General features: G+C 72.4%; 13 protein-coding genes. 7 read left to right on the top strand and 6 right to left on the bottom strand.

Annotated features, from left to right (window positions below; all coding sequences use genetic code 11):
- The first annotated feature begins 181 nt into the window (after positions 1 to 181).
- On the top strand, positions 182 to 1660 hold the full coding sequence (locus ABD317_RS20930) for a GDSL-type esterase/lipase family protein (protein ID WP_344291481.1): 1479 nt from the start codon (positions 182 to 184) through the stop codon (positions 1658 to 1660).
- Positions 1661 to 1773: 113 nt separating this feature from the next.
- Here ABD317_RS20930 and ABD317_RS20935 read toward each other — a convergent pair whose 3' ends face one another.
- The 6 genes from ABD317_RS20935 to ABD317_RS20960 form a co-directional block, all read right to left on the bottom strand.
- A complete protein-coding gene (locus tag ABD317_RS20935; RefSeq protein WP_344291482.1) occupies positions 1774 to 2778 on the bottom strand; it encodes an ArsA family ATPase in 1005 nt (334 codons plus the stop codon).
- Positions 2769 to 3026, bottom strand: a complete 258-nt coding sequence (locus tag ABD317_RS20940) for a cory-CC-star protein (RefSeq protein WP_027755343.1) — start codon at positions 3024 to 3026, stop codon at positions 2769 to 2771. The genes ABD317_RS20935 and ABD317_RS20940 overlap by 10 nt, the downstream gene beginning before the upstream one ends.
- Positions 3023 to 4723 (bottom strand): carbon starvation CstA family protein, encoded by a 1701-nt coding sequence (locus ABD317_RS20945; RefSeq protein WP_344291483.1) that lies wholly within the window; start codon positions 4721 to 4723, stop codon positions 3023 to 3025. Before ABD317_RS20945 ends, ABD317_RS20940 begins: the two co-directional genes overlap by 4 nt.
- Positions 4724 to 4961: 238 nt before the next feature.
- A complete protein-coding gene (locus ABD317_RS20950) occupies positions 4962 to 5243 on the bottom strand; it encodes a hypothetical protein (RefSeq protein ID WP_027755345.1) in 282 nt (93 codons plus the stop codon).
- Positions 5240 to 5905: a SigE family RNA polymerase sigma factor gene (locus ABD317_RS20955; RefSeq protein WP_344291484.1), complete on the bottom strand. Its 666-nt coding sequence runs from the start codon at positions 5903 to 5905 to the stop codon at positions 5240 to 5242. The genes ABD317_RS20950 and ABD317_RS20955 overlap by 4 nt, the downstream gene beginning before the upstream one ends.
- Positions 5902 to 7464 carry a sodium:solute symporter family protein gene (locus ABD317_RS20960; RefSeq protein ID WP_344291485.1) on the bottom strand — a complete coding sequence of 521 codons (1563 nt, stop codon included), beginning with the start codon at positions 7462 to 7464 and terminating at the stop codon, positions 5902 to 5904. Before ABD317_RS20960 ends, ABD317_RS20955 begins: the two co-directional genes overlap by 4 nt.
- A gap of 202 nt (positions 7465 to 7666) precedes the next feature.
- Here ABD317_RS20960 and ABD317_RS20965 point away from each other — a divergent pair, with 202 nt between their 5' ends.
- The 6 genes from ABD317_RS20965 (at position 7667) to ABD317_RS20990 (ending at position 16672) form a co-directional block, all read left to right on the top strand.
- A complete protein-coding gene (locus ABD317_RS20965; RefSeq protein WP_027755348.1) occupies positions 7667 to 7885 on the top strand; it encodes a DUF3311 domain-containing protein in 219 nt (72 codons plus the stop codon).
- 327 nt (positions 7886 to 8212) lie between these two features.
- Positions 8213 to 9130 (top strand): zinc metalloprotease HtpX, encoded by a 918-nt coding sequence (htpX, locus tag ABD317_RS20970; RefSeq protein WP_027755349.1) that lies wholly within the window; start codon positions 8213 to 8215, stop codon positions 9128 to 9130.
- Positions 9131 to 9144: 14 nt separating this feature from the next.
- Entirely contained in the window at positions 9145 to 9723 is a 579-nt protein-coding gene (pspAB, locus tag ABD317_RS20975; protein ID WP_027755350.1) for a PspA-associated protein PspAB, read from the top strand.
- 93 nt (positions 9724 to 9816) lie between these two features.
- On the top strand, positions 9817 to 10830 hold the full coding sequence (locus ABD317_RS20980) for a DUF5954 family protein (protein ID WP_344291486.1): 1014 nt from the start codon (positions 9817 to 9819) through the stop codon (positions 10828 to 10830).
- A gap of 165 nt (positions 10831 to 10995) precedes the next feature.
- Positions 10996 to 12105, top strand: a complete 1110-nt coding sequence (locus tag ABD317_RS20985) for a TIGR04222 domain-containing membrane protein (protein WP_344291487.1) — start codon at positions 10996 to 10998, stop codon at positions 12103 to 12105.
- A gap of 334 nt (positions 12106 to 12439) precedes the next feature.
- Positions 12440 to 16672: a golvesin C-terminal-like domain-containing protein gene (locus tag ABD317_RS20990; RefSeq protein ID WP_344291488.1), complete on the top strand. Its 4233-nt coding sequence runs from the start codon at positions 12440 to 12442 to the stop codon at positions 16670 to 16672.
- Positions 16673 to 16954 lie beyond the last annotated feature (282 nt).

A 16954-nucleotide genomic window follows, 5' to 3' on the forward strand; every position in this document is an offset into this window, starting at 1 on the left:
TACGACGGCAGCGCCAACCAACGCTTCACCCGCCAGAGCGTCTGACGTGCGGCGGGGCGGGCCGATCCGGCGCCGCCCCGCCACACGGCCGCATGCGAGGGCCGTGCCGGCTCGTGTTGGCTCCGGCTGGCTGCCCTCCTCGTCGTCCCGGTGACTCGATCACAATCGCGGAGGGTCCCTCATGCGTTCATCCAGGCGGCGTGCGTCGCTGTTCTGTGCCGGGCTTGCCGCGGTGTCGGTCGGGGCCGGACTCCTCACCAGCCCCACGGTGGCCTCCGCCGCGGCGGCGGAGACCCGATACGAGGCCGAAGCCGCCCCGGCCACCTGCGACGGCACCATCGACACCAACCACTCCGGCTACTCCGGCGCCGGATTCTGCAACGGCGACAACGCTGTCGGCGCGGCAGCCCAGTTCACCGTGACCGCATCCGAGGCCGACACCGCCACCCTCACCATCGGCTATGCCAACGGCTCCACCGCAGCACGCCCCGCCGACCTGATCATTAACGGTGACACCGTGCTGTCGACGTCGTTCCAGCCCACCGGCGGATGGAGCGGCTGGACCACCAGAACCGCCGTCGTACCACTCGACTCCGGTGACAGCACCGTCCGGCTCAGCCCCACCGGCACCGACGGCCTACCCAACATCGACTACCTCGCCATCGAACTCGGAGACGCCCCACCGGAACCGCCCGGCTGGCCGCAGGAGTGCGAACGGAGGTCTCCGATCGTCTGCCACTTCGACGTCGCTCCCGGCAACTACGAGGTCACCGCATGGATCGGCGACCGGGACACAGCGGGCAACACCTCGATGTCGGTGGAGGCGCGCCGCCGCGTCCTGCACCCGGTCGGCACCGCGGCCGGCACGATCGCCAGGCACACCGTCACCGTCAACGTCCGGCAGCCAGAGGGCCAGCCGACGGGCCAGGGCGGGGAGGGCAACCCCGGACTGGACATCACCTTCGCCGGTTCGGCGCCGAAGCTGTCCGGCCTGACGGTGCAGCCGGCGAACGACCCGCTGGTGGTGTACCTGGCAGGCGACTCGACGACGTGCGACCAGATGCTCGCCCCGTGGACCGGATGGGGGCAGCTCATGCCCACGCGGGTGTCGGCGGGCGCCGTCGTGGCCAACTACGGCGACTCCGGCGAGAGTTCGGGAAGCTTCCTGCGCAACTCGAAGCTGTTCCCGACCATGAAGCCGCTGATCAAGAGGGACGACCTGGTACTCATCCAGTTCGGGCACAACGACAAGTCCACGACGGCGTCGGCGTACCGCGGCAACCTCTCGTCCATGATCAACCAGGTGCGGGACAGGGGCGGCGAACCCGTTCTCGTCACGCCACCGGTACGGCGGCACTTCGACGGCAGCCGGCTCACCCCCACCGCGCTCCATGTCAACGGCAGGGGCGTCGACCTGCCGGCGGAGATGCACCGGGTCGGCGCCCAGCTCGACGTGCCGGTGATCGACCTGACCGCCAAGAGCAAGGAGCTGGTGGAGTCGCTGGGACCGAACGCCTCCGCCAGGCTCTACCTGCGCGAGGCGGAGGACGGGTACAAGGACAACACCCACTTCTCCGAGTACGGCGCGGGGAGGATAGCGGACCTGGTCATCGAGGGAGTCCGCGAACACAACCTGTCCCTGGTCAACTACCTGCGCTGACGGCACTCACGACAGATCGGTCACACGGAGAACCGGCGCCACCGCCGCCCGGCGGGACCGGGTGCCCGGCCGTCCGGCGGCGGCCGGGCCACGGAAACGGCCGGTGGCGCGCATCATCCGGAATCCCCGGGTGAGGAGGCTCCGAGCCGGCCGGCCAGTCTCGCCAGCGCCTCCGCGCCCACCAGGTCTCCCGGCAGCAGCGGCACGTCGAGCAGCGGCACGTCCGGGATCTGCCGCCGCAGCCGTACGAGGTGCCCGTCCTCCTGCCTCCGGCGCCGGGCGAGCAGCTCGCCGGCGTCCGCGGGGGAGCGGCGGTTGGCGACGAGTGCGGCCACGTCGACGCCGAGGCCGGTGAGTTTCCCGTACACCTCCACGGTCTCGGCGACCGGGAGCGGCTCGGCGGTCAGCACGACCACGAACCCGGTCTGCTCCCGGTCCGTCACCGCCTCGCGCAGCCGGGAGAAGCGGTTGCGGCGGCGTACGAGCATCCGGCGCAGCTCGGCGTCGCGGTCGGTCTCCGCGCCGCCGCCGAGACCCCGCACCGCGGCGCCGAACCGCTCGGACCGGTCACGGTTGGCGAGCAGGGTCTCGGTCCAGGAGGTGAGCTGCTCGGGCAGCGTGAGCAGCCGCAGCGTGTGGCCGGACGGGGCGGTGTCGAAGACGACCAGGTCGTACGCCTCCGCCCCCAGCTCCACCGCCTCGGCGATCCGCTCCAGTACCGCCGACTCGTGGGTGCCGGGCGCCTGCCGGGCCAGCTCCAGATGCCGGGCGGCCGGCGCGTGCATCCGCTCGGGGAGCAGCCGCCGCATCGTTGCGGCGACCGCGGACAGGTGCTGCTCGACCGTGTGCTCCGGGTCGATCTCCAGCCCGTCGACGTAACCCGCCGCCCCGGCCCGCCCCCGGGGTGCCCCGGGGGCGGCGAGGCGCACGGGCGCGTCGCCCACGGGGCGGTCCCAGAGGTGACCGAGGTTGTGGGCGGGATCGGTGGAGACCAGCAGCACGCGGGCGCCCGCCCCGGCGCGGCCGAGGGCGAGCGCCGCGGCGATGGACGTCTTGCCGGTCCCGCCCTTGCCGCCGACGAAGACGACCCTGCGCGCGGCGATGAGGTCTAGCAGCACCCGACGTGCTCCAGTGGCGATCGGTCCATGCCCATCCGGAGGTGCCAGGTGTGGAAGTCCTCGTAGAGGGCGGGAACCAGCTCGGCGGTGTAGTACGCCGCCGGGTCGGGCACGCCCAGTGCCTCCGCGAGGACGACCATACGGAAGAGGTCGTCCTCCTCGCGCCGGGCGCGGGCGAACGTACGCCGGTAGGGGCCGGCGTAGAACTCCTCCAGACCGGCGCGCAGCGAGGCCCAGCGGGACGTCATGCCTTCAGCTCCGCCTTCTCCGTCACATCGGCGTCGGGGGCCTCCGGCGGCTCCTGGGACGCCCGGCGCATCGCGACGACCGCCTCGAAGGCGACCCACAGGGCGGCGACGATGATCACGACGTCGATGGTCAGCAGCAGCCAGTCCCGGGCGTCGTAGAGGTCGCCGAGCTGCACGAGCGCGGCCCAGAACGACATCGCGAACACGACCGCGAGCGGCACCAGCGCGGGCGCCGGGTTCCTTCGCTTGCGGATCAGCATGACCGCGACGATGGACAGGGTCAGGGAGGCCAGCAGCTGGTTGCTGGTGCCGAACAGCGGCCAGATACGGAGGCCGCCGGCGCCCTCGGCGCCCTGGCTGAAGGTGAGTCCCATACCGGCGGCGAGCGCGATGAGGGTGCCGGCACCATTGTTGATCTTCACCTTGACGACCTCGCCGGCCTCCTGGACGACGAAGCGCAGCAGGCGCAGGCCCGTGTCCATGGTGGTGGCGGCGAACAGGATCGCCATGGTGGCCAGGACCGTCGCGCTCAGCGAGGCCGGCAGGCCCAGACCGCTGTGGACGATCTCGCCGCCGCCCGTGACGAACGCCCCGACGCCGCCCTCGCCGAAGGCGCTGTAGACGGCCTCCCAGTCGGCCAGGGTGCGGAAGCCCGCGACGGCGGCGATGATCGCGCCGAGCGCGAGCATGCCCTCGCCGATCGCGCCGAAGTACCCGACGAAGCGGGCGTCGGTCTCCTTGTCCAGCTGCTTCGAGCTGGTGCCCGAGGAGACCATGCCGTGGAAGCCGGAGATCGCGCCGCACGCGATCGTGACGAAGAGCAGCGGCACGAGGTCCGGCGTGCCCGCGGGCACGGAGTCGTTGACGGCGGGGGCGACGATCGACGGGGCGCTCAGCAGCACCGAGACGAACAGGATGCCCAGCCCGACGAAGAGCTGGACGCCGTTGATGTAGTCACGCGGCTGGAGCAGCACCCACACGGGCAGGAGGGAGGCTATCCCGGCGTAGACGAAGAGGGCGACGATCCAGAAGGTCGCCGGGGACATGCCCAGGATCGGGTCGGGCAGCTCCACCGGGACGGCGTCGCCGAGGAGGATCAGGCCGTAGAGCGCCGCGACACCGACCACGGTGACGAGGCCGAGGCTCATCCTGTAGCGGTAGACCGCCTGGCCGATCAGCAGCGCCACCGCGACCGCGCCCCAGGCGGGGATCACCGCGGAGGGGGTGGAGATCAGCAGGTTCTTGATGACCACCGCGAAGGCCGCGACCACCATGAGGAGCAGCAGGAAGATCACGACGAGGAAGAGGTTCGCGCCCCGGCGGCCTATGTAGCGGCCGGAGAGAGTGCCCATCGAGCGGCCCTTGTTGCGGGCCGAGGCCCACAGGGCGCCCAGGTCGTGCATGCCCGCGAAGAAGACCGTGCCGAGCGTGACCCACAGGAACGCGGGCAGCCACCCCCAGATCACGGCGACCGCGGGGCCGACGATCGGCGCAGCGCCGGCGACCGAGGTGAAGTGGTGGCCCCACAGCACGAACTTGTTGGTCGGGACGTAGTCCACGCCGTCCCGCAGGTCGTGCGCGGGCGTCTGGAAGGACGCGTCAAGCTTGTAGACCCGGTTGCCCAGGAATTTCGAATAAAGGACATATCCGCCCGCGAACATCGCGAGGCCGATCAACAGCAGCGGAAGTGCATTCATACGAGATGCCCTCTGGGTTCTGGGGAGATGGAGCGGCTGCCCTGTGCCAGGCGTGCACCTGACAGGCAGACGGTGGGAACGTGGAACGCGGCCCGCTCCGGCCGGCCGGCGGTCTGTTCAAGAGTTGCCGCAGGACCCGGTTCGGTTGACAGGAGATTTCGTGCAGTTTTCCGGCGGCTGCACCGTCGCCCGGCAGCCGTGGGCGGCGGGCCGGGCCGTTCAGGGCTGCGACTGCCGTTCAGGGCTGCGACTGGCGGGTGGACACCCTGTCGTCGAAGATCACACCGGGCTCGGCGGGCGCCTGGTTGAGCACCCACAGCCCGATCAGGGTGGCAAGGGCGAAGACCACGGTGATCAGCACCGCGAGGACGGCCCGGCGTCGCCGTTCTCTGCGCTGCCAGTCGACGTGCGCCGCGCGGTAGGCGCCGGGTGCGGGCCGTACGCCCTCGGCGAAGGCTTCGAGTGCGGTGCGGAGCTGCTCCTCGGTGCCGGGAGAGGAGGGCGAGGGAGAGGTGCTCATCGCCGGGCCTCCAGCGCCTGGGTGAGGGCGGCTATCCCGCGGGCGGTGTGCGTCTTGACCGAACCGCAGGAGATGCCCATGGTCTGCGCTATCTCCCCCTCCTTGAGGCCGAGCCAGTGGCGCAGCACCAGGGCCTCGCGCTGCCGGGCGGGAAGCTGCTGCAACGCGGAGACCAGCGCCCGCTGGTCGTCGTGGAGGAGCGCCGAGGTCTCCGCGGACGCCACCGGGTCGACCGGCGCTTCGACGTGCCTGCGCGCTGCCCGCAGATGCCGGATCCGCATCCGGGTCAGATTGCAGACGACCGAGCGCAGATACGCCTCGGCGGAGCCGGCGGCGCGTATTTTGCGCCATTTGCGATAGATCTGGTAATAGGCCTCAGCCACGATGTTCTCCGGGTCGTCGGCGCCGAGGAGCGTGGCCAGGCGGAGCATCGACGCGTAGTGTCCGTCGAACAGTTGCGCGATGGCGACTTCGCGGTCCAGGTCGCCGGGGGAGGTCAGGGGCTGGGGCCTGTCCGGGGCGCCGCCGGCCGGGGCGCCGCCGGCCGCCGGGTCCCGGTCCGTGCGGTCCGCGGGAGCACCCGCCCCGGCGGGCGCAGGCGGCGGTGCGGAGGGCTGCGACTGCGCCGGGACGGGGCGGAAGCCCGGTCTGATCTGTTTCATGAGCTGCTCGCTCCCCCTCCGGGATGGCGCCTGGCGGTCAGGCGGGACGGTAGCGCTGTGGCGTCCCCGCCACGGGGCGTGCCGATACGGTCCAGGGCCGCCGTGACGGTCACGGCGACCGCGAAGTTGAGTACGAGGGCGGCGAGGCCAGCGTAAACCTCCAGCTCGTGGCCTCCCACGCCGAAAAGGACGACGGGCGAGAAGCCCTCGTGCACGACCAGGTACGTGCCGGCGGCCATCCCCGTGGCCCAGCCCGCCAGCAGGGCACGGTGGTGGAGCCGGCGGGTGAACAGCCCGACGACGACGGCGGGGAAGATCTGCAGGATCCAGATCCCGCCCAGCAGCTGGAGATTGATCGCGTCCTGGTCGCGCAGCCCGAACACGAAGGCGACGGCGCCCACCTTCGCGGTCAGCGACACGACACGGGCGATGCGCACCTGGCGCTTGGGCGTGGCGGTCGGATGGACGTACTCGACGTAGACGTTGCGGACGAACGAGGTCGCCGCCGCGATCGACATCACCGCCGCCGGTACCAGGGCACCCACGGCGAACGCGCCGAAGACCAGTCCGGCCAGCGCGGCGGGCATGAGGTCGTCCACCAGCATCCCGACAGCGCTCTCGGCGGCCCCGCGGGGGGCGTCGACGCCCGCGGCGAGAGCCGCGATGCCGAGCACCCCGAACAGGCCGAGCACACCGGTCCAGGCGGGCAGCGCGAGGGACACGCGGCGCAGGGTGTCCGGCCCGGAGGCGGCGAAGGCCGCGGTGAGTACATGCGGGTACATCAGCAGCGCCAGCGCCGAACCCAGCGCCAGGGAGGCGTACGCGGCGTGCTGATCGGCGGCGAGGGCCACGGAGGCGTCAGCGGGCCCACGTGCGGCCAGCTCCCGTGCCGCGGTCTCGAACATGGCGCCCGGCCCGCCCAGCCGGGGCAGCACCAGCGCCACGGCGGCGCAGACCGAGCAGAAGATCGCCGCGCCCTTCATCGCCGAGATCACGGTCGGAGCCCGCAGCCCGTGGTGGTAGGTCGCCACGGCCAGCCCGGCGAACAGCGCGACCATCAGCAGGTCCCCGGCGGCTCCGCGCGGATACAGCCCGCCGGCCGTCAGCATCGCGCGGATGCCCAGCAGCTGGAGGGCCAGGTAGGGCATGGTCGCCAGGATCCCGGTGAGGGCGACGACGAGGGCCAGCGGCGGCGAGCCGTAGCGCCCCCGGACGAAGTCGGCCGCGGTCACGTAGCCGTGGCGGCGGGCCACCGACCACAGCCGGGGAAGCAGCAGGAAGGCCAGCGGCCAGACGATCACCGTGTAGGGCAGTGCGAAGAACCCGTAGGCACCCTGGCCGTACACCAGTCCCGGTACGGCGGCGAAGGTGTACGCGGTGAACACCGTGCCGCCGAGCAGCAGCCAGGTCCACACCGGCCCCAGGCCTCGGTCGGCCAGAGCCCAGCCCTCCAGCGAGGGCAGGGTGTCGCGCCGCTGGAACCTGCGCGCGGTCAGGGCCAGGAGGGACGTGCCGCCGATGACCGACACGAAGGCGATGAGCATGGCGCCTTCCGTCATCGATCACCGTCCCGGCGGGTGTGCAGAGGTCTTGTTTCCTTCGAGTTGCGCGAACATGCTGTTCGGAGGACAGGAAGGCCGTGGAAAACCGCAGGAAGTCTCCCGCCGGCCGAACGGTGTGGGCAAGGACCACGTCCACGGGCAGCAGGAGGGCGCCGTGACACGGGACGGACACCGGCGCGCTCCCGGGAGCGGGAGCGGCGTGCTCCGGCCGGCCGTGGCCGGTGTGTGCCTGCTGGCACCGGCCGTCGGCCTGCTCTGGGTCCCCTGGTACGCACGTGGGGAGCCGGAGCTGGTGGGGATCCCCTTCTTCTACTGGTACCAGTTCGCCTGGGTGCCGGCCACCAGCGTGCTGCTGCGCGTCGCGTACCTGCTGCTGCGCCGTGAGGGCCCAGGGCGCTCACGGCGGCCCGTCGGCTGAGCCGCCCGTGACGGGCCCCGTGACGGGCCCCCCGGGGGTGCCGCCCCGTACCGTGCCGTACCGACGTGCGGGCCCGGGGCGCGCACCGGCCCTGAGCAGCCGGGATGCCGTGTCGGCAGGGTGCGGGACAATGGAAGGGCCATGGCCGGGGTGACGGCCGTGCGCGGCGGAGTGGCCTCGTACCGCACGTAACCGCGACTACCCGCCGGTCCCGCGTGGCACCCGGAGTCGAGAGGCGAGGGAAGGCGGTCGTCATGACCAGCGTCACTCACCGTGTCGCCGCCCTGTTCCGGTCTGTTCCGGTCTGCTCCCGGAGGGTGAGGGCCGATGCGTAGTCGCTTTGAGCACGACCGGCAGCTGACCACGCGCATGGTGGTCACGATGTTCCTGCTCGGGTTGGTGTACGTGGCGTTCGTCGCCGCGCTGATCGTCCTGCTCAAGTCCGTCGTCCTGGTGGTCGTCATCGCCGCCGGGCTGCTGGCCGCGCAGTACTGGTTCTCGGACCGGATCGCCCTGTACGCGATGCGCGGCCGCATCGTCACGGCCGAAGAGCAACCCCAGCTGCACGGCCTCGTCGACCGGCTGTGCGCCACCGCGGACATGCCCAAACCGCGGGTGGCCGTCTCCGACATGGATCTGCCGAACGCGTTCGCCACCGGCCGCAACGCCGACCACGCCGTCGTCTGCGTCACCAGCGGGCTGCAGCACCGCCTGACGACCGAGGAGCTCGAAGGCGTCCTCGCCCACGAGCTGTCCCATGTGGCGCACCGTGACGTGGCGGTGATCACCATCGCCTCGTTCCTGGGTGTGATCGCGGGGCTCGTCGTCCGCTTCGCCTTCTACTCCCAGCTCTTCGGCGGACGCCAGCGCGACCAGAACACCGTCGCCGTCCTCGCCGCGGTCATGGCGGTCTCCGCACTCGTCTACGCGCTCAGCTTCCTGCTGATCCGCGCGCTCTCGCGCTACCGGGAGCTGGCCGCCGACCGCGCCGCGGCCATGCTGACCGCGAAGCCGTCCGCGCTGGCGTCGGCGCTCACCAAGATCAGCGGGGATATGGCCCGTATCCCCACCAAGGATCTGCGTACCGCCCAGGCGTTCAACGCGTTCTTCTTCACCCCCGCCCTCGGCCGCCCCGGGGCCGCGGTGGCCGGCCTGTTCTCCACCCACCCCAGCCTGGAACGCCGCCTGGAGGCCCTCGCGGAGGTCTCCGCCGAGCTGGGCGGACCGGGCCGCGGGACACCCTGAGAAGGAGCTGCGACGTGGGCTTCCTGGACTCCCTGTTCGGCCGGTCCAAGCCGGTCAGGCCCGACCTGGACCAGCTCTTCGGACTCCCCTCCGCGGCGATCACCCTGCAGGCGGCCGTCGGCTTCACCCCGACCGGTGCGGGCTCGGTGTGCTTCGCCTCCATCGAGGGCGGGGCCTTCGCGCAGATCCGGCAGGAGGTACGGGCCCTGCTGGACGCGGACTCCGAACGGGCCGGCGCGCCGGTGGAGTTCAGCCGCGACGACTACGGATACTCGTGGCTGCTCTCCCGCCGCACCCCCGACAGCCTGCCCGCGCTGGTGGGCGACCTGCACGCGGTGAACACGGCGCTGCAGGACAGTGGCTTCGGCCCGCAGCTCCTCTGCTCGCTGGTCAGCTTCCGCGACGCCGAGGCGAACTCCCTGACCCTCGTCTACCTCTACAAGCGCGGCACCTTCTACCCCTTCGCCCCGTTGCCCGGCGAGACCCGCGACAACCCGCTGGAACTCCAGGTCAAGGCGGTGGTCGAGAACGACCTGCGCATCGAGCAGGACCTGAGCCGCTGGTTCCCGCTGTGGGGCGCCCCCGGCCTGTGAGGGATACGCCGGCACGCGTACGCCGCCGTCCGTATCCGAAACAACCGGTCGAACCGGTCACTGTGTGGTGATGGGTCGGGCACACTGAGGAACATGCGTGACGACGCCGACGGCGAGCCCCAGCGCGTGACGATCCGCCTGCCCGACGGGGACGACCCCGTCGCCGGAGTCACCGAGACGGACGCCGCCCGGCACGCGGAACGCTATCCGTATCTTCTGGTGCGCGGGCCGTTGTTCGGCATCGCCGAGCAGCGGCCGGGCGACGCGCCGCGGTGGCGGCTGCGGTGCGACATGGACACCGGCATGCCGCAGCACGCCCGCGACTCGCTCCAGTCCCGGCTGTGGTTCAGCGCCCGGGACGACGCCGTCGACCGCGGGCACCGCCGACGGCTGCTGGCAGCGGTGGCGCTGCTGGAGCGCGAGCCGGTCGACGAGGTCGGCGTCGGCGACGTCCGCTACCGCATCGTGCGTGCGGACGAGTTCACCCGCACCGACGGCCGGCGCCCGGAGCCGCCGCGGCCCACGGACCCGGACTCCGACGGCTGGGAGCGCGCCGACGCCGCGCCCTCGCGCACCGACGGCTTCGTCATCGACCCGGACGCCGCGACCGGGCCGGCCGAGGGCATGCTGCGGATCGCGCTGCACGACTTCGCGTACACCTCCGCGCGCTATCCCCGCCAGGTGCGCGGGGACTCCCGGGCGGCCGTCGACTCGCATCCCGGCGTGGTGATACTCCCCACGGCGTTCCGGGTGCTTCAGGAGAGGGAGGAGACCTGGTCGATGCTCGGCGGCCAGCACTCCACCCCGCAGCAGGCACGGCGCCTGCTGGCCGACTTCCTCACCAACACCCACGGGTTCCCCCCGCCGCTGGGCCCGCCCGAAGAGGACGCCGAGGTCTGCCGGCGCGCCGCGGACGACTTCCGCCGCCGCAACCGGGTCAACGAGCTTGAGGTGTGCGGGCAGCGGTACCTGATCGTGCGGGTGGAGCGGATGATCCGCATCGGGCCCGACGGCCCCGAAACCCCCCGCCCCTCGGACGTCGACGACTACGGCCCCGGCAGACTCCACCCGGCCATGGACGCCGACGGCACCGTCACGCCCGACTGACACCTCCCCGGCTCCCCCCGGCCGCGTGCGCCGGACTCGCCCCCGCGGCCCGGCCGTTCCGGTCCGCCCGGTGTGCCAGGTGGGGGTTGCCGGCCGGGCCGGGAATCAGTGCCGGGCGGGCGGGTAGCCGCTCGATGATCACATCGTCGGTTCGGGAGGTTCCCGGTGGGTGTCCACGTTCTGCAGGCCGCGGTGGCCGTGCTCCTCGGCCTGACCCTGCTGGCCTGGGCGTGGCTTCCGTTCGTACGGCGCCGGGTGCTGGCCGACTACGGGCGCGCCGCCGGGGCGCTGCCGCGGGGGCCGGTGCCGGAGCCCGGCGACCTGGACGCCACGGCGCTGGCGTTGCTGGCCGGAGGGCCGGCCCGGGTCACCCAGGTGCTGCTCACCGGGCTGTACCTCACCGGGGACCTGCGGCTCACCCGTACCCGCCGGATGCGCGAGCACGCGGTGGAGCTGCGCGAAGAGCAGCAGGGGCGGGAGCGGGACGCCGCCGCGCCGTCCCCCCTGCATCGCGCGCTCCTCGCGGTGGTCCGGGAGCGGCAGCCGGCCGCCCTCAAGCCGGTCTTCGCCTGGGGGCTGCTCACCGACGGGACCGAGCCGCTGTGGCGGACCCTGGAGGCCCGGGGGCTGCGCCCGCATGACCGGCACCTGTACCGGGCGCGGAGCCGCTACGCGGTCGCGCGGCTGGCGCTCGGCCTGTCGATGGCGCTGGGGCTGGCGGTGGTGCTGTACGGCACCTTCGCCGGCATGGCCCTGGCGCGCGACGTCTCCGCCGGTCTGCCGTACCTCGCCGCGGGGGTCGTGATGGCCGCGGGGTCCGGGCTGCTGATGCTGTGGTCGCACCGGGCCGTCGGACAGATCTCCCCGCGTACCGCGGCCGGCGACCGGCTCGTCCGCCGGGCGCAGGAGCAGTACTGCCGCCGTGTCGGGGAGGGTGACCGCACCGCCCCGGAGGTGCTCGACCGCGAGCTGGCCCTGCGCCGGCTGGCGGTCTCCGGCTCCCTGGGCACCCATCTCTCCGCCTCCGCACACCGCGGTATACGGCAAACGGCCTCCCCGCCCAGCTGGCCGGAGACCGAACACCCCGAGCAGGTCCGGCCGCCGCAGCTGTGGGACTTCCTCGCCCAGCAGAAGGCCGCCCTCGGGAACTTCGGCCCGTTCGGCTCCCACCGGCTCTGGCGGCGCGTCGAGGTGCCGCAGGGACCCGAGTTCACCCCGCCCGGGCCGGACTACTTCAGCAGCTTCTTCTGGGAAGTGCCCGACCACTCCCACTGAACCGCGCCGCCCGGAGGCAGCGACCGGCAGTCACCCGACGCCGGCCGCCGGCAGAACCCCGCCGAGCTACGACGGGGGGTGAACACGGTGCACACTTCCGGTGCCGAACTGAGCAGCGTGCTCTTACCGGATCCACGTTCGCCGTATCTATGGTGCTTTCAGGACGAGCCGCAGCCTCGCGTTCACGAGGAAAAGCTGACCACCTCTCTCACCAGGAGAGCCGCACGGCACCTGGCACGAGACTGCTGCTCGGCGGACGGGCCACCGCTGCCCGGAAAGGGGCGGGATGACATACCGACACAGATTACGCAGGCCCCGCCGACGGCTGACCGCGGTGCTCGCCGTCACGCTCGGGGTCGGCCTCCTGCAGGCTCCCGTCTCCCAGGCGGCAGAGCCACCGTCCTCGGTTTCCGAGGTCTGGGACCAGCTGGAACCGGCCGTTCCGGCGCAGGAGTCCGTCCCCGAGCCCGCGACCGGCGGCGGTGTGCCTCCGGACAAGCGGGCCGAGGTACTCGGCGAGGGCTGGGAGTCCTCCGGGGACCGGGCCTGGACCACGACCGGGGACGCGGCCGGGTTCCATCTGCTGGTGGCCGATGCCCGCGAGGGCTACGCGTGGCGTACGGCAGCCACGCTGGCCGAGCCCGGCTTCGACGCAGACAGCTGGATCGGCAACGCGTGCGTGACCGGGTCCGGCGAGTGGGCGGTGGTCGTGTACGCGCCGCGCACGTTCACGAACGAGCCTGCGCTCATGGCACGCGGGGCGTTCACCGCGGTGGTCAGCCTGGACAGCGGTGAGGTCCGCAAGCTGCCGGTGCAGAGTTCGCTGTCGTACTACAACCCCGGCTGCGGGGTGGCCGATACGGCGGTGCTGACCCGGGCCGGAGGCGAGGGCCTGGACGCCACCAGGCTGATTTCGCTGGACGTCCCGTCGGCTGAGACGGCCGCGGCCGTCGAGGTGCCCGGCCAGGTCACCTCCGCCGTCCCCGTCGGCGACAAGGTGTACGCCGCCGCCGCGGGCCGCGTGGTGCGGGTGTCCGGCGCCGGTGGGCTGACCGACGTCGCCCGCACCGACGGCACCCCCTACCGGCTGACCCCGGACTCCGGCGGCGGCCTGGTCTTCATGGACCACGACGGCGACGAGACCGCCCGGGCCGGGCACCTCACCGCCGGGCAGCTCGCGGACGGCGCGCAGACGCCGGGTGCCGGCACGCCGCGGACGCTCGCCGAGGGGCCGCTGAACGGCACCGGGCTGACCCGTACGGCCACCGGCGGGGTCTGGCTGACCGGCAAGACGAAGCAGGTCGCCGACGACCTGCCGGACGGCGTCCGGGTGCTGCCCGGCACGCCGCGCGACGCCAGGGCGTCCGCCGGGGGCGGTGCGCTGGTGACGCACACGGCCGACGCCGGCACGGACGGCGGCACCGGCGCGGCCGGCGCTGTGGCCGCGTCCCGCCCCGTCCGCATCGAGATGACCGCGCGGGCGACCGGGAAGGACGTCGCGTTCACCGTGGACCCCGGCACGGTGGCCACCGGCGAGAGCGCCGGGGGGCCGGCGGCGGACGGCGCGCCGCGGACGACGGCCTCCCGTACGGAGATCATCGAGAGCGAACGCACCTGCTCCGTACCGCGCAACGACCCCCGCAACCAGGCGATGCAGCCCAAGCCGCGGCAGGTGGAGTGGGCGCTCAACCAGGCGGTCAAGGGCACGCTCGACGACCACATCTCCCGCCCGGCCGACTGGAAGAACCTGGACATGCCCGCCTACCGGCCGCAGTCCGCCGACATGTTCCCGGCGCCCGCGCTCTCCGGCGGCGGCCGGATCCCCGCGCAGGTCGCGCTCGGGGTGGCCATGCAGGAGTCCAACCTGTGGCAGGCGTCCCGCTTCACGGTCCCCGGCGTCACCGGCAACCCGCTGATCGGCAACTACTACGGCATCGACCTCTACGACGGCGTCTCGTCCAACGACTGGGACATCAACTGGGCCGAAGCCGACTGCGGCTACGGGATCATGCAGGTCACCGACCACATGCGGCGCGCCGGAGAGGAGGACGGCGGACCGGCTGCCTGGCCCTACCAGAAGCAGCGGGCGGTGGCCCTGGACTACACCGCCAACGTCGCCGCTGGCCTGACGATCCTGGGGGAGAAGTGGAACCAGACCCGCACCGCCGGGATGACCGTGAACAACGGCGACCCGGCGAAGCCGGAGAACTGGTTCTTCGCGCTGTGGGCGTACAACTCCGGCTTCTACCCGCAGTCCGATGCCGGGGACAACGGCGGCGCCTGGGGCGTGGGCTGGTTCAACAACCCCGCGAACCCCGAATGGGACCCGGCACGGGACAACTTCATGGAGGACCGCTACGGAAACCCGCAGCACGCCGATGCCGCCCACCCGCAGGACTGGCCGTACCAGGAGAAGGTGCTGGGCTTCGCCGCACAGCCGCCGGAGGCCCTGGAGGCGCCGAACACGACGGTCCCGGCCTTCCGCCCGGCGACCTGGAACGGCACCGAGGGCGACGCGCTGACCCCCGGCTCCGCCAAGTACCACCGGGCGGGCGTCAAGCCGCCGATGACGCTGTTCTGCACCGCGGCCAACGACTGCGACCCGGAGGCCATCACCTCCGACGCCGGGCCCTGCGGGCGCTCGGACTTCAGGTGCTGGTGGCACCAGGAGGTGACCTGGAAGAGCGACTGCGCCGCCACCTGCGGCAACGAGTTCATCAGGTTCAACTCCAGCTACCCCGAGGAGGCGGACGGAACCGCGTACCCGCCCAACTGCGCACTCGGCGACGTCCCCGCGAACGCGCTCCTCATCGACAACCTCTCAGAGCACACGCCGTCGGTCCGGCCGGGATGCGAGAAGAGATGGACCAGCGGTGGCGAGTTCACCGTCGACTTCGGGACGGGCGAGACGCAGCACGGTGACCAGGTCTGGCCGGCCAAGGTGGACTTCCACCAGATCGGCGCCGGGTTCGGGGCCGGCTTCTACTTCGCGCACGGCCGGCACCCCGACGAGAAGGGGTGGCGCCTGCGGGTCGAGGGCACGTGGGCGTTCGACCGGACGGTCAGCGGCCCCGGCCTGGTCGCCGTCCACCTGCCCGACCACGGCGCTCGCACCGAGTACGCGCGGTACGAGATCGAGACGGCCGGCGGCACCGAGGAACGGATCATCCGGCAGCACGGTGAGGGCAACCGCTGGGTGCTGCTCGGCGCCTACGCGTTCGACAACAAGCCGGTCGTCCGGCTGGACAACTTCGTGCCCGGCGGCCGGGGCGAGGACAACGTCGCCTTCGACGCGGCCATGGTGATCCCCGTCGAGGGCGAGTTCGTCGAGAACACGGTGGACGCGGTGGCCTACTTCGACGAGAACCAGAACCTGGACGCCTACCCGTTCGCCGAGGTCCTGGCCTCGCCCTTCGCCGACCGCGCAGAGCTGCACAACTGGGCGATGGACCGCAGCGGCGACGTCGTGGACGCCGAGACCTGCTCCGGGGACCCCAGAAGCGGCTGCGTCGGCCCGGCGATGAAACAGGCGATGCGGGCGTGGCACAGCCAGGCGGAGTCCGCCGGCACCGACCCGGTCGACCACCCGCCGGGCAGCTCCATCCCGGCGTGGCTGAACTTCTCCAACCCGCACACCCAACGACCGGACGGCACGGACAAACCCGGCTGGTTCGACCTGGACGACGGGTCGTACAAGGTCAGGTCGAGCGTGACGGTGTCCTCCATCGTGCTGGAGACCGGGGAGATCCTCCGGGGCGCGGAGCGCGCCGAGTTCGACGACAGAACCGGGGACACCCATCTGCCGCAGTTCATCCGGGACACCTTCGCCGCCGTCGAGGAGGACTACGGGATACCGGCGCCGAACCTCGACTTCACCGCCGTCGACCTCAACGAGCACACCGGCACCGAGACCCGTACCAGCACCAACCTCACCGGCGCCATTCCCGGCCGCGCCTACGAACCCACCGCGAGCGGCCCGGTGTCGATCACCGACGCCGGGCAGCCGGCCTCGGACACCGCACCGGCCGACTGCGTGGCCGTTCAGTACACCTCCGGCGGCTCGATCGGCTACCGGGTGGCGGTGAGCGACGGCGCCTGGCTCGACCAGTCCGTCGGCAACTGGGCATCGGAGCTCCAGTTCCACCACGACGTGGCACCGGAGGTGTGGCTGGTGGCCGCCGACATCACCAACTACTTCTTCAACGACAGCGGGCTGTTCGCCCACGCACCGCCGATCTGGCAGGAGCTGCACTTCTGGTCCTGCGCCGACGGCAGTGTCCGCGAGCCCGGCGCGGACGAACTGCTCCGCTCCAGCTACATGCCGGACCAGTACCTGTACGTCAACGGCCGGGCGGCCGGTCTGGACGGCCGGCCCGCCGGCTCCGCGGCGCCCGCCCGGCGCGGTGACTACTACACGTTCACGAAACCGACCGGCGGGGACAGCCCGTACGGCCGGTGCACGGACACCTCCGGCCAGGCCAGCAACCCCTGGGACATCGACCTGCTCGACAGTCCCGGGGTCAATCCGGACGGCGGGCACTGCACGACCGCCTCGTACTTCGAGTAGCGGCGTACCCACGCACGCACGTCGGGGGACGCGCGCGGCCGGGCCCGGGTGGCCGGCGCCGACGCCGCGCGCGGCCCCGCCGGCTGACACGAACGCGCGGACCACAGCGCGCAAGGAAGGAAAGGCAGGACACACATGCCCATCTCCAGGGGAACCACGATGCGCATCACCGCCGCGGCCGCCGCGCTGACCGCGTGCGGTCTGACCGCGCCGCAGGCTTCCGCGGGCGAAGCCGCCGCGCCCGCCGCCGGCCCCGCCCCCGCCCCGGCCGTTGCGGAGGTC

Source organism: Streptomyces synnematoformans, from assembly GCF_039531005.1.
Taxonomy (GTDB): domain Bacteria; phylum Actinomycetota; class Actinomycetes; order Streptomycetales; family Streptomycetaceae; genus Streptomyces; species Streptomyces synnematoformans.

What these genes read in the sequence shown, in the direction of transcription:
- ABD317_RS20930 (WP_344291481.1), top strand. Translation starts at nt 182, where the DNA reads ATGCGTTCATCCAGGCGGCGTGCGTCGCTGTTCTGTGCCGGGCTTGCC.
- ABD317_RS20940 (WP_027755343.1), bottom strand. Translation starts at nt 3,026, where the DNA reads ATGACGTCCCGCTGGGCCTCGCTGCGCGCCGGTCTGGAGGAGTTCTAC.
- ABD317_RS20945 (WP_344291483.1), bottom strand. Translation starts at nt 4,723, where the DNA reads ATGAATGCACTTCCGCTGCTGTTGATCGGCCTCGCGATGTTCGCGGGC.
- ABD317_RS20950 (WP_027755345.1), bottom strand. Translation starts at nt 5,243, where the DNA reads ATGAGCACCTCTCCCTCGCCCTCCTCTCCCGGCACCGAGGAGCAGCTC.
- ABD317_RS20955 (WP_344291484.1), bottom strand. Translation starts at nt 5,905, where the DNA reads ATGAAACAGATCAGACCGGGCTTCCGCCCCGTCCCGGCGCAGTCGCAG.
- ABD317_RS20960 (WP_344291485.1), bottom strand. Translation starts at nt 7,464, where the DNA reads ATGACGGAAGGCGCCATGCTCATCGCCTTCGTGTCGGTCATCGGCGGC.
- htpX (WP_027755349.1), top strand. Translation starts at nt 8,213, where the DNA reads ATGCGTAGTCGCTTTGAGCACGACCGGCAGCTGACCACGCGCATGGTG.
- ABD317_RS20980 (WP_344291486.1), top strand. Translation starts at nt 9,817, where the DNA reads ATGCGTGACGACGCCGACGGCGAGCCCCAGCGCGTGACGATCCGCCTG.